This is a genomic window from Microbacterium enclense (genome assembly GCA_038182865.1).
In the GTDB taxonomy this organism is placed as follows: domain Bacteria; phylum Actinomycetota; class Actinomycetes; order Actinomycetales; family Microbacteriaceae; genus Microbacterium; species Microbacterium enclense_B.
Genome location: CP116226.1, coordinates 577,812 through 590,973, shown reverse-complemented (window position 1 = coordinate 590,973; position 13,162 = coordinate 577,812). Strand labels below are relative to the sequence as shown.

6 protein-coding genes are annotated in these 13,162 nt (G+C 69.1%); 5 read left to right on the top strand and 1 reads right to left on the bottom strand.

What is annotated here, in order from left to right; genetic code table 11:
* The first annotated feature begins 213 nt into the window (after positions 1-213).
* Complete coding sequence (locus PIR02_02765; GenBank protein WZH37595.1) at positions 214-816, top strand: hypothetical protein; 603 nt, start codon at positions 214-216, stop codon at positions 814-816.
* A 213-nt stretch (positions 817-1,029) separates the two neighbouring features.
* On the opposite strand, the gene PIR02_02760 is transcribed toward PIR02_02765, so the two are convergent.
* The gene (locus PIR02_02760; protein WZH37594.1) at positions 1,030-2,697 is read right to left on the bottom strand and encodes an ABC transporter ATP-binding protein; all 1,668 of its coding nucleotides are present in this window, start codon (positions 2,695-2,697) and stop codon (positions 1,030-1,032) included.
* Positions 2,698-2,908: 211 nt separating this feature from the next.
* Between PIR02_02760 and PIR02_02755 the strand changes: the two genes are divergently transcribed.
* The 4 genes from PIR02_02755 to rpoC all read left to right on the top strand — a co-directional run bounded on the left by PIR02_02755 (position 2,909) and on the right by rpoC (position 13,130).
* Complete coding sequence (locus PIR02_02755) at positions 2,909-3,661, top strand: LamB/YcsF family protein (GenBank protein ID WZH37593.1); 753 nt, start codon at positions 2,909-2,911, stop codon at positions 3,659-3,661.
* A complete protein-coding gene (locus PIR02_02750) occupies positions 3,655-5,430 on the top strand; it encodes an urea amidolyase family protein (GenBank protein WZH37592.1) in 1,776 nt (591 codons plus the stop codon). The genes PIR02_02755 and PIR02_02750 overlap by 7 nt, the downstream gene beginning before the upstream one ends.
* Before the next feature lie 273 nt (positions 5,431-5,703).
* A complete protein-coding gene (locus PIR02_02745; GenBank protein ID WZH37591.1) occupies positions 5,704-9,198 on the top strand; it encodes a DNA-directed RNA polymerase subunit beta in 3,495 nt (1,164 codons plus the stop codon).
* 56 nt (positions 9,199-9,254) lie between these two features.
* Complete coding sequence (gene rpoC, locus PIR02_02740; protein WZH37590.1) at positions 9,255-13,130, top strand: DNA-directed RNA polymerase subunit beta'; 3,876 nt, start codon at positions 9,255-9,257, stop codon at positions 13,128-13,130.
* Positions 13,131-13,162 lie beyond the last annotated feature (32 nt).

Below are 13,162 nucleotides of genomic sequence, written 5' to 3'. Positions count from 1 at the left end.
GGGTCGGGGCCGGAACGGGGATGCCGCGGGTGTACGCGATCCCCCCAGAACAGGGGATCCTCCCAGAACAGGCCGGCGGGGGACGCACCGGCCCTGTCCTCGCGCGATCCCCTGTTCTCGAAGGCCGACGGGCCGCCGCCACGGTGGCCCGAACGGCGTCCGCGCGGGACGTCGACCATTGCGCTCGCCCCGCCGTCGTGGTGGCCTGGGGAGATGACCGCCCCGACCCCGCCGGACAGCTCGCCGGTCGACGCCGGCTATCACCCGCCGCTCTTTCCCCTCTTCGAGGCCGTGATCGAGGGTGGCGAGGCCGGCCTCGCGCGCGGACTCCTCGGATGGAACGGTCTCGCCACCGAGCCCGCGACCGACGTCGCCCTCGCCGCGCGGGCTGGCACGGTGTCGGCGGTCGTCGTCTCCGCGCGGTGGCCGACGGAGACGGACGCGCGTGTCTCAGCCCTCTCCGCTCTCTCGGCGCTCGCCGCCCACCCCGTCTTCGTCTCGGCGGCGGAGCTGATCGCCCACGCGGAGGACGACGCGCGGTGGGGTCCGGGCTCTGTCGAGGTCGACGGGGAGGCCCTCCCCACGTCGACCACGGTCGTCGGGGGGATCATCGCCGCGTACTGCCGTCACGACGATGTGCACGTCGCCGTGGCCGCGCGCGACGTCGTGTCCGTCCGCACGGTGCGGCGCGACGCGGTCGACGCGTATCCCCTCGACCCCTTCGCGGCGCGCGCGTACGGCGAACTCGACGGGGTCCCTGTCGCGTCCGCGCTTCTGCACAGCCCCGCGGGAGACGCGCCCTCGAGCCGCCCGTGAGTCCCGCCGACGCCACGGCCGCCGCGCGGGAGCACCGCCGCGTCACGCCGACGCGACGCGCGCCGACGACGGGGATCCGTCGAGAACAGGAGCGCGTGACGCGGGGGCGGCCTGTCTCCGAACGATCCCCTGTTCCGGTGGACCCGCCCCGCCCGTGGCATCCCGGTCCCCGCGGGGTCGCGAGGAAGTCGCCTCACACCGGGAGTCGCCGTGTCAGCCGGCCAACCCCAGCTCGTTCCCGGGGATTGACGACAGCAGACGCCGCGTGTACGGGTCGCGCGGGTTGGTGAAGACCTCTTCGCTGGACGCCGCCTCGACCAGGCGCCCGTCTTTCATCACGCAGACGTAGTCGCTGATCAGGCGCACCACCGCGAGGTCGTGGGAGATGAAGAGGTAGCTGAGGCCGTACTCGCGCTGCAGGTCGCCGAGCAGGTCGAGGATCTGCGCCTGCACGAGCACGTCGAGCGCCGACACCGGCTCGTCGCACACGATGAGTTCCGGGGAGAGCGCGAGAGCGCGGGCGATCGCGACGCGCTGCCGCTGTCCGCCCGAGAGCTCCGAGGGGTAGCGGCGGAGCATGGATGCCGGCAGGGCCACGTCATCCATCAACTGGCGCACCCGCTTCGAGCGGTCGGCCTTGGACCCGCGCTTGTAGAAGGAGAGGGGCTCCTCGACGATCCGCTCGATCGTGAACATCGGGTTCAGGCTCGAGTAGGGATCCTGGAAGATCGGCTGCACTCTCTGCCGGAACTGGCGCAGCGCCTCACCCCTCAGCGCGGCGACGTCCTGACCGTCGAAGGTGATCGATCCGCTCGTCGGCTCGACGACGTTCAGCAGCATGCGGGCGGTCATGGTCTTGCCGGAGCCCGACTCTCCGACGATCGCGACGGTCTGTCCACGCGGAATCGACAGCGACACGTCATCGACCGCGCGGAAGTCCTCGCCGCGGCCGCGCACGGGATACACCTTCGTGAGGTTCTGGATCTCGACGATGTTGTCGCGGGCGACGTCGACCGGGCGGTCGCTACGGAAGTCCTCGGGGCGTAGCCGCACCGCCGCGACCGACGGTGCGGCTGCGACGAGCGATTTCGTGTACGCGTGCTGCGGATCCTCGAGGATCTGCCGCGCCGGCCCCTGCTCGACCACGCGTCCGCGGTGCATCACGACGACTCTCGACGCGCGCTCGGCGGCGAGGCCCAGGTCGTGCGTGATGAGGAGGACGGCCGCGCCGAGCTCGTTCGTCTGCTTGTCGATCTGGTCGAGGATGGTCTGCTGCACGGTCACGTCGAGCGCGCTCGTCGGCTCGTCGGCGATGAGCAGGCGCGGTCGGCACGCGAGCCCGATTGCGATGAGCGCGCGCTGACGCATCCCACCGGAGAACTCGTGCGGGTACTGGGTCGCGCGCTTCTCGGCATCCGGGAGTCCGGCGGCCTCGAGCGCCTCGACGACCTTGCCCTTCACGCTCGAGCGGTCAGCGAGACCGTGCGCGAGGAGGGTCTCGCCGACCTGCGTGCCGATCTTGGCGACGGGGTTGAGATTCGACATCGGGTCTTGCGGGACGAGGCCGATCTGGCGGCCGCGCACCTGGCGCATGCGGGCTTCGCCGAAGGTGGTGAGGTCTTCGCTGTCGAGGAGGATCTGACCGCGCGCGACGCGGCCACCCGACGCGAGCAGGCCGATGATCGCCATGGCGGTCGTCGACTTGCCGGAGCCGGACTCGCCGACGATGGCAATGGTCTCACCCGCGTGGATGTCGAGATTCACCCCATCGACGGCCCGCACGGGACCGTCCATGGTGGCGAAGTCGACCGCGAGATCACGGACCGAGAGCAGGGGCTGGGGGGATGCCGGAGCGGGGGGACCGGCGACATCGGAGGTCATGCCCCCATCCTCACCCGCGGTCCCGGTTCTGCCCACCCCTTCCCTCCGATCGTCACACCCCCGTAACGCGCCGTCTCGGCGTGGGGCTCGCGGTGCACGGCGCGTGGCCGGCGGTTCGCGGCTCGACGCTGCATCTCTCTCGCACCGCGGACGGACCGTTCGCGTTGCGAGTCCCCGGCGCGCGAGAACGACGCGGCGATACGGTGGCAGCATGCGCGTGGATCTGAACGCCGACCTGGGCGAGACCGTCGACGGGATGCCGACCGCCGACGACGAGGCGATGTTCGCCGTCATCTCCAGCGCCAACGTCGCGTGCGGCGGTCACGCGGGCGACGAGGTCTCGATGCGCGGTGCGGTCGAGCGGGCCGCGCGCTTCGGCGTGGCCGTCGGCGCCCACCCCGCCTACGCCGACCGGGCGAACTTCGGTCGCATCCGTCGCCACTCGGCCGTCGCCGACCTCCGCGCGAGCATCGCCGCGCAGCTCGCCGCGCTTGTGGACGCCGGTGCCGACCTGCGGTACGTCAAGCCGCACGGGGCGCTCTACCACGCAGTCCGTGACGACGCCGGGCAGGCGCGAGCGGTGGTCGACGCGGTCGCCGAGCTGTCGTCGAGCCTCGGACGCGCCCTCCCCGTGCTCGGTCTCCCGGGCGTGATCGCCGAGGTCGCGGCATCCGCGGGGCTGCACTTCGTGCACGAGGCGTTTCTCGACCGCGGTTACACGGCTCAGGGGGGTCTCGTCCCGCGTGGAGAACCCGGCGACCTCATCGAGGACCCGGTCCACGTCGCCGAGCGCGCGCTGCGCCTCGTGCGCGACGGCCAGGTCGAGACGGTGGAGGGCGGCCGCATCGCCGTCGAGGCCGCCTCGCTGTGCCTGCACGGCGACACGCCCTCAGCCATCGCGATGGCCCGCGCCGTCCGTACCGCCCTCGACGACGCCGGCGTCGAGGTGCGCGCGCCGTGGTGACGCTGCTCCCGATGGGGGAGCGCGCCGTTCTCGCCGAGGTCGCGGGCCTGGCCGACGTCCTCGCGCTGCACGCGGCGCTCGCCGCGGACCCGCCCGGCGGCATCGACGACCTGGTCCCCGCGGCGCGCACCGTGCTCGTCGTGTTCGACCCCGCGCGCATCACGTTCGAGGCCGTCCGCTCGTGGATCCGCGCCGCCGCCCACGACACCCCGGATGCCGGGACCTCGGGGCCTCTCATCGAGCTCCCGCTGCGCTACGACGGCGCCGACCTCGAGGAGACCGCCGACCTCCTCGGCATCCGGGTCGCGGATCTCATCGCCCGGCATTCCGCCCCGGAGTGGACGGTGGCCTTCACCGGTTTCGCCCCCGGGTTCGGCTACCTGGTGAGCGATGACTGGCCGTTCGACGTGCCGCGTCTCGCCCAGCCGCGCACCCGTGTGCCCGCGGGCGCGGTGGGCGTGGCGGGCGAGTTCAGCGGAGCGTATCCCCGCGAGACCCCGGGTGGTTGGAGGCTGATCGGGACGACCGATGCGGTCCTCTTCGATCCGGATGCCGAAAGCCCGGCGCTGCTCCCGCCCCGCGCTCGCGTGCGGTTCGCGCCGCAGCCCGCCCGTGTCGTGGCCGCCCCGGTCTCCGAGGCCGAGCCTCTCGCGGACGGGGGTTCTGCCGAGGCCCCTGAGCCGGTCGAGAGGTCGGGGCTGCGCACCGGCGCCGAGAGCGGAGGAGATCTGCGCAGCGGAGGACAGGATGCCGCGGACTCCTCCTCCCGTGCCGGAATCTCCTCCCGTCGCGCCACCGTGCCGGCCGGGGTCGCCCCGGCTGCCGCCTCGGCTCCGGCCGCCGCCTCGGCTCCGGCTTCCGCCTCGGCCCCCGCCTTGGCCCCGGCTGCCGCCTCCACGTCGATCCCCGCCTCCACCCCGGCCCTGCACGTGCTCGCCCCCGGCGGCTTCACCACGGTGCAGGACCTCGGCCGCCCCGACCGCGCCGCCCTCGGGGTCGCTCGATCGGGTGCACTGGATCGCGCCGCGCTGCGCATCGCCAACCGTCTGGTCGGCAACGTCGAGGATGCCGCGGGCCTCGAGATCACCCTCGGCGGCTTCCGCGCGCGGGCCGAAACCGACACGTGGGTGTGCGTGACGGGCGCCCTCACCGACCTGCGCGTCGACGGACGGGCGCGCGACCTCTACGCCCCCGTGCGGGTCCCCGCGGGCGCTGAGGTCTCCCTCGGGCCCGTCCTCGCGGGCCTGCGCTCGTACCTCGCGATGCGCGGAGGGATCCTCGCGCCACTCGCGCTGGGGTCGCGAGCGAGCGACGTGCTGGCCGGTCTCGGCCCCGCCCCCGTGCGCGCGGGGGACGTGCTGACCGCCAGGATCCCGGCATCCCCGATCCCCGTCCTCGACGTCTTTCCCTGGTCTGTTCCGTCGTCCCTCATCGAGGTGGGCATCGCCGCGGGCCCCCGCGCCGACTGGTTCGCGCCGGGGGCACTGGCGACGCTGGTCGACACGCTGTGGGAGGTGTCGACGCACGCCGACCGGGTCGGCATCCGGCTCGACGGTCCGGAGCTCCCGCGCACGCGCCCGGGTGAGTTGCCGAGCGAGGGCATGCGTCCCGGGGCGATCCAGGTGCCGCCGCACGGGCGTCCGGTCGTGCTGCTCGCGGACGGGCCGGTCACCGGGGGATACCCCGTGATCGCGGTGGTGACGGATGCCACCCTCGACGCGTGGGGACAGGCTCGGCCGGGCGATCGGGTGCGCTTCCGGCGCGCCTGACGCGGGGTGTGCGAGGGAATGCCCGACGGGCGCACGCGGTTATACCGCAGGTCCGCAAACGCGTCAAGAATTGGACTGGACACGGCGAGTCCTCCCGCGTATGCTTGGACTTTGCGCTCCTCGATTCCCCCTGCCCTCATATGGTGGTCGGCTGAGCCTGTCCGTCCCCGCTTCACCGCGGTGTGTGACGAGCAGGTTATCGGGGCAGGAACGCACTCCACCTGACGACAAGGAATCACGAGCCCCTCGCCCGGGCTTCTGGAGGTTATTCCCTTGGCTGCTGCGAGCAACGCATCCACCACCACCCCGAAGAGCGGACGCGGCGCATCTCGCCTCTCGTTCGCGAAGATCTCCGACAAACTGACCGTTCCCGATCTGCTCGCGCTGCAGACCGAGTCGTTCGATTGGCTCGTCGGTAACGACGCATGGAAGGCCCGCGTCTCCGAGGCGCAGGCCGAAGGCCGCACCGACGTGCCCGAGATCAGCGGTCTGGAGGAGATCTTCGAGGAGATCTCGCCGATCGAAGACCTCAGCGAGACGATGCAGCTCTCGTTCACCAACCCCTATCTCGAGCCCGAGAAGTACTCGATCGAAGAGTGCAAGGAGCGCGGCAAGACCTACGCCGCCCCGCTGTACGTCGAGGCCGAGTTCATGAACCACCAGACCGGTGAGATCAAGACCCAGACGGTCTTCATGGGCGACTTCCCGCTCCAGACCGACAAGGGCACGTTCATCATCAACGGCACCGAGCGTGTCGTGGTGTCGCAGCTCGTGCGTTCGCCCGGTGTCTACTTCGACAAGACCCCCGACAAGACGTCCGACAAGGACATCGTGTCGGCGCGTGTCATCCCCTCGCGCGGTGCCTGGCTCGAGTTCGAGATCGACAAGCGCGACCAGGTCGGTGTCCGCATCGACCGCAAGCGCAAGCAGTCGGTCACCGTCTTCCTCAAGGCCCTCGGCCTGACCAGCGAAGACATCCTCGCCGAGTTCGCCGGCTTCGACTCCATCGAAGAGACGCTGTCCAAGGACACGATCCTCACCAAGGAAGACGCCCTCCGCGACATCTACCGCAAGCTCCGTCCGGGCGAGCAGGTCGCTGCCGAGGCCGCGCGTGCGCTGCTCGACAACTTCTACTTCAACGCCAAGCGCTACGACCTCGCCAAGGTGGGTCGTTACAAGATCAACCAGAAGCTCGGTCTCGACAAGCCGCTCAGCGACTCGGTGCTCACCGTCGACGACATCGTCGCGACGATCAAGTACCTCGTCCGCCTGCACCGCGGCGACGTGTCGTTCGACGGCGTCCGCGGCGGCAAGCCCGCCGAGATCCGTCTCGACACCGACGACATCGACAACTTCGGCAACCGCCGTATCCGCGCCGTCGGCGAGCTCATCCAGAACCAGGTCCGCACGGGTCTGTCCCGCATGGAGCGTGTCGTCCGCGAGCGCATGACCACGCAGGACATCGAGGCCATCACGCCGCAGACCCTGATCAACGTGCGCCCCGTCGTCGCCGCGATCAAGGAGTTCTTCGGAACCTCGCAGCTGTCGCAGTTCATGGACCAGAACAACCCGCTCGCGGGTCTGACCCACAAGCGCCGCCTCTCGGCTCTGGGCCCCGGTGGTCTGTCGCGTGAGCGTGCCGGCGTCGAGGTCCGTGACGTGCACCCCTCGCACTACGGCCGCATGTGCCCGATCGAGACGCCGGAAGGCCCGAACATCGGTCTGATCGGCTCGCTCGCCTCGTTCGCCCGCATCAACGCGTTCGGCTTCATCGAGACGCCGTACCGCCGCGTCGTCGACGGTCGCGTGACCGACCAGATCGACTACCTCACGGCCAGCGAAGAGAGCGACCACATCGTCGCTCAGGCCGGTGTCGCCCTGAAGGCCGACGGCCACTTCGTCGAGGACCGCATCCTGGCCCGCCGCGGCCAGGGTGGCGAGGTCGACCTCTTCCCGAACGAGGAGATCGGCTACATGGACGTCTCGCCGCGCCAGATGGTGTCGGTGGCGACCTCGCTCATCCCGTTCCTCGAGCACGACGACGCCAACCGCGCCCTCATGGGTGCGAACATGCAGCGCCAGGCCGTGCCGCTCGTGCGCAGTGAGTCGCCCGTGGTCGGTACCGGTATGGAGGGCTTCGCCGCGATCGACGCCGGTGACGTCGTGACCGCCGAGAAGGCCGGTGTGGTCCTCGAGGTCTCGGCCGACGTCGTGACCGTGCAGCTCGACGAGGGCGGCACGCAGGACTACTTCCTCCGCAAGTTCGACCGCTCCAACCAGGGCACGTCGTACAACCAGCGCGTCGTCGTCTCCGCCGGCGAGCGCGTCGAGGTCGGCGAGGTCATCGCCGACGGTCCCGCGACCGAGAACGGCGAGCTCGCCCTCGGCAAGAACCTCCTCGTGGCGTTCATGACGTGGGAGGGTCACAACTTCGAAGACGCGATCATCCTCAGCCAGGACCTGGTGAAGGACGACACGCTCTCCTCGATCCACATCGAGGAGTACGAGGTCGACGCCCGCGACACGAAGCTCGGCAAGGAGGAGATCACGCGTGACCTCCCCAACGTCAGCCCCGACCTGCTGAAGGACCTCGACGAGCGCGGCATCGTCCGCATCGGCGCCGAGGTCCGCCCCGGCGACATCCTCGTCGGCAAGGTCACGCCCAAGGGTGAGACCGAGCTCAGCGCCGAAGAGCGTCTGCTCCGCGCCATCTTCAACGAGAAGAGCCGCGAAGTCCGTGACACCTCGCTGAAGGTGCCCCACGGCGAGCAGGGCACGATCATCGCCGTCAAGGAGTTCAACGCCGAAGACGGCGACGACGAGCTCGGCTCGGGCGTCAACCGTCGCGTCGTGGTCTACATCGCCCAGAAGCGCAAGATCACGGAGGGCGACAAGCTCGCCGGCCGCCACGGCAACAAGGGTGTCATCGCCAAGATCCTCCCGATCGAGGACATGCCCTTCCTCGCCGACGGCACCCCCGTCGACGTCGTGCTGAACCCGCTCGGTATCCCCGGTCGAATGAACTTCGGTCAGGTCCTCGAACTCCACCTCGGCTGGATCGCCCAGCAGGGCTGGAAGGTCGAGGGCACGCCCGAGTGGGCGGCGCACCTGCCCGAGGTGGCTCGCGAGGCCGCTCCCGGCACGAAGGTCGCGACGCCCGTGTTCGACGGCGCGTTCGAGGACGAGATCGCGGGTCTGCTCGACTCCACGATCCCGAACCGCGACGGTGACCGTCTGATCGACTCCAGCGGAAAGACGATCCTCTTCGACGGCCGCTACGGGGAGCCCTTCCCGGCGCCCATCTCGGTCGGCTACATGTACATCCTGAAGCTGCACCACCTGGTCGACGACAAGATCCACGCGCGTTCGACGGGCCCGTACTCGATGATCACCCAGCAGCCGCTCGGTGGTAAGGCGCAGTTCGGTGGCCAGCGCTTCGGTGAGATGGAAGTGTGGGCTCTCGAGGCCTACGGTGCCGCGTACGCGCTGCAGGAGCTCCTGACGATCAAGTCCGACGACATCCTCGGCCGCGTGAAGGTCTACGAGGCGATCGTCAAGGGCGAGAACATCCAGGAGCCCGGCATCCCGGAGTCGTTCAAGGTGCTCATGAAGGAGATGCAGTCGCTCTGCCTGAACGTCGAGGTCCTCTCGGCCGACGGCACCGCGGTCAACCTCCGGGACACGGATGACGACGCCTTCCGCGCCGCGGAAGAGCTCGGCATCAACATCTCCAGCCGCTTCGAGTCCTCGTCGATCGACGAGATCTGAGCTCCCAGCTCAGCGACCCAGCTCAGATTTCAGAGAATTCCGACACAGGAGAACCAGTGCTCGAATCAACCACTTTCGATCAGATCCGTATCGGTCTGGCCACCGCCGACGACATCCGTCGTTGGTCCTTCGGTGAGGTCAAGAAGCCCGAGACGATCAACTACCGCACGCTGAAGCCCGAGAAGGACGGCCTCTTCGGCGAGCAGATCTTCGGGCCCTCCCGCGACTGGGAGTGCGCCTGCGGCAAGTACAAGCGTGTGCGCTTCAAGGGCATCGTCTGCGAGCGCTGCGGCGTCGAGGTCACCAAGTCCTCGGTGCGCCGTGAGCGCATGGGCCACATCGAGCTCGCCGCACCCGTCACGCACATCTGGTACTTCAAGGGCGTGCCCTCGCGCCTCGGCTACCTGCTCGACATGGCGCCGAAGGACCTCGAGAAGGTCATCTACTTCGCCGCCTACATGGTGATCTCGGTCGACGAGGATGCTCGTCACCGCGACCTGGCCACGCAGGAGAACAACATCCGTCTCGAGCTGAAGACGCTCGGCGACCGTCGCGATGCCCGCATCGCCGCTCGCCTGGCCAAGCTCGAGGAGGAGCTCGCCGCCCTCGAGGCGGAGGGCGCCAAGGCCGACCAGAAGAAGAAGGTCAAGGACGCCGCCGAGAAGGACATGACGGCCGCCCGCAAGAACGCGGACGAGCAGATCGCGAAGCTCGAGCGCGTGTGGGAGGACTTCCGCACGCTCGAGGTCGGCGCCCTCAAGCCCGAGGACGACGTCTTCCACGAGCTCCAGGACCGCTTCGGTCAGTACTTCGAGGCCCACATGGGTGCGGAGTCGATCAAGCGTCGCCTCGAGACCTTCGACCTGCAGGCCGAGGCCGACAGCCTTCACCTGCAGATCTCCGAGGGCAAGGGGCAGCGCAAGATCCGCGCGATCAAGCGCCTGAAGGTCGTCAACTCGTTCCTGCAGACCGGCATGAGCCCGGCCTCGATGGTGCTCGACGTCGTTCCGGTGATCCCGCCGGAGCTGCGCCCGATGGTCCAGCTCGACGGTGGCCGTTTCGCCACCAGCGACCTGAACGACCTCTACCGTCGCGTGATCAACCGTAACAACCGCCTCCGTCGCTTGATCGACCTCGGTGCCCCCGAGATCATCGTCAACAACGAGAAGCGCATGCTGCAGGAGGCCGTCGACGCGCTGTTCGACAACGGCCGCCGTGGTCGCCCCGTCACCGGTACCGGCAACCGCGCCCTGAAGTCCCTGAGCGACATGCTCAAGGGAAAGCAGGGTCGCTTCCGCCAGAACCTGCTCGGCAAGCGCGTCGACTACTCGGGTCGTTCGGTCATCATCGTCGGACCCCAGCTGAAGCTGCACCAGTGCGGTCTGCCCAAGCAGATGGCGCTCGAGCTCTTCAAGCCGTTCGTCATCAAGCGCCTGATCGACCTCGGTCACTCGCAGAACATCAAGGCCGCCAAGCGCGCCGTCGAGCGCTACCGTCCCGAGGTCTGGGACGTGCTCGAAGAGATCATCCGCGAGCGTCCCGTGCTGCTGAACCGTGCACCCACCCTGCACCGTCTCGGCATCCAGGCGTTCGAGCCCCAGCTCGTCGAGGGCAAGGCGATCCAGCTGCACCCGCTCGTCTGCGCGGCGTTCAACGCCGACTTCGACGGTGACCAGATGGCCGTCCACCTGCCGCTGTCGGTCGAGGCTCAGGCCGAGGCCCGCGTGCTGATGCTCGCGTCGAACAACATCCTGAAGCCGTCGGACGGCCGCCCGGTCACCCTGCCCTCGCAGGACATGATCATCGGCCTCCACCACCTCACCACCCTCAAGGAGGGTGCGGTGGGCGAGGGCCGTGCGTTCGGTTCCGTGGGCGAGGCGATCCTGGCGAAGGACGAGGGCACCCTCGACCTGCAGGCCAAGGCGCGCATCCGCATCCCCGGCCTGACGTTCCTCGAGGGCCAGGCGCCCGAGGGCTACGACAAGCACGGTCTCGTCGACGCCTCGCTCGGCCAGGCGATCTTCAACGACACGCTGCCCAAGGGCTACCCGTTCGTGCGCGAGCAGGCCGACAAGGGCAAGCTGTCGCAGATCGTCAACAAGCTGGCGGAGGAGTACCCCAAGGTCGAGGTCGCGGCATCGCTCGACCGGATCAAGGACGCCGGTTTCTACTGGGCCACCCGTTCGGGTGTCACGGTGGCGCTGAGCGACATCCTCACCCCGCCGAACAAGGCGGAGATCGTCGGCGGCTACGAGAAGCAGGCCGCCAAGGTCCAGGCGCAGTACGAGAAGGGTCTCACCACCGACGCCGAGCGTCGTCAGGAGCTCATCAAGATCTGGACCGAGGCCACTGACGAGGTCCAGAAGGCGATGCGGGACAACTTCCCCGCCGACAACACCATCAACCGCATGGTGTCTTCGGGCGCCCGTGGTAACTGGCTGCAGATCCGCAACATCGCGGGTATGCGAGGCCTGGTGAACAACCCCAAGGGTGAGATCATCCCGCGTCCGATCATCTCCTCGTACCGCGAGGGTCTGTCGGTCGCCGAGTACTTCATCGCGACGCACGGTGCCCGTAAGGGTCTGGCCGACACGGCTCTCCGTACGGCCGACTCGGGGTACCTGACGCGTCGTCTGGTGGACGTCTCGCAGGATGTCATCATCCGCGAAGAGGACTGCGGCACGTCGAAGGGCCTCGAGCTCCCGATCGCTGCGGCCGGCTCCACTGGTGAGCTCGTCAAGGACGCCAACGTCGAGAACTCGGTGTTCGCCCGCACGCTCGCGACCGCCGTCGTCGACGCGCAGGGCACGGTCCTGGCCGAGGCCGGCGACGACGTGGGCGATGTGCTCATCGACAAGCTGGTCGCGGGCGGTATCGAGTCGATCAAGGTCCGCTCCGTGCTGACCTGCGACTCGGCGGTCGGTGTCTGCGCGAAGTGCTACGGCCGTTCGCTCGCCACCGGCAAGATCGTGGACATCGGCGAGGCCGTCGGCATCATCGCGGCCCAGTCGATCGGTGAGCCCGGTACCCAGCTGACGATGCGTACCTTCCACACCGGTGGTTCCGCGTCGGCCGATGACATCACGCAGGGTCTGCCCCGCGTGCAGGAGCTCTTCGAGGCGCGCACTCCCAAGGGCGCGTCGCCGATCGCCGAGGCCGATGGCCGCATCACGATCGACGAGACCGAGAAGGCCAAGAAGGTCATCCTGACCCCCGACAACGGCGACGAGCCGGTGGTCTACCCCGTCCTGAAGCGTGCGACGCTCCTGGTCGAGGACGGCCAGCACGTCACCGTCGGCGAGCCCCTCCAGGTCGGAACGCTCGACCCCAAGGAGGTCATGCGCGTGCAGGGTGCCCGCGAGGTGCAGAAGTACCTCGTGAACGGTGTCCAGGGCGTGTACCGCTCGCAGGGTGTGCCGATCCACGACAAGCACATCGAGGTCATCGTCCGTCAGATGCTCCGCAAGGTCACGGTCGTCGACCACGGCGACACCGACCTGCTCCCGGGCGAGCTCGTCGACTTCAAGCGGTACCAGAACATCAACCGCGAGGCGGTCGGCGAGGGCAAGCGTCCCGCGTCGGGTCGTCCCGAGCTGATGGGTATCACGAAGGCGTCGCTCGCGACGGAGTCGTGGCTGTCCGCCGCGTCGTTCCAGGAGACCACCCGCGTCCTCACGCAGGCGGCCATGGAGGGCAAGAGCGACCCGCTCGTCGGCCTCAAGGAGAACGTCATCATCGGAAAGCTCATCCCCGCGGGGACGGGCCTGTCGAAGTACCGCAACGTCACCGTCGAGGCGACGGAAGAGGCCAAGAGCGAGCGGTACCCCAACCGCATCTTCGCCTCGGACGGTGCGTACTCCGACGCCGACCTGAGCTACGTCGACTTCGACAGCTTCACGACGGACGACTTCACGCCCGGTAGCTACAACTAAGGGACCTGTCCCGCACGGAGGCCCTCGGCTCG

Bases quoted from the DNA above. Each gene is read 5' to 3' on its own strand.
- PIR02_02755 (WZH37593.1), top strand. From the start codon at position 2,909: ATGCGCGTGGATCTGAACGCCGACCTGGGCGAGACCGTCGACGGGATG.
- PIR02_02765 (WZH37595.1), top strand. From the start codon at position 214: ATGACCGCCCCGACCCCGCCGGACAGCTCGCCGGTCGACGCCGGCTAT.
- PIR02_02760 (WZH37594.1), bottom strand. From the start codon at position 2,697: ATGACCTCCGATGTCGCCGGTCCCCCCGCTCCGGCATCCCCCCAGCCC.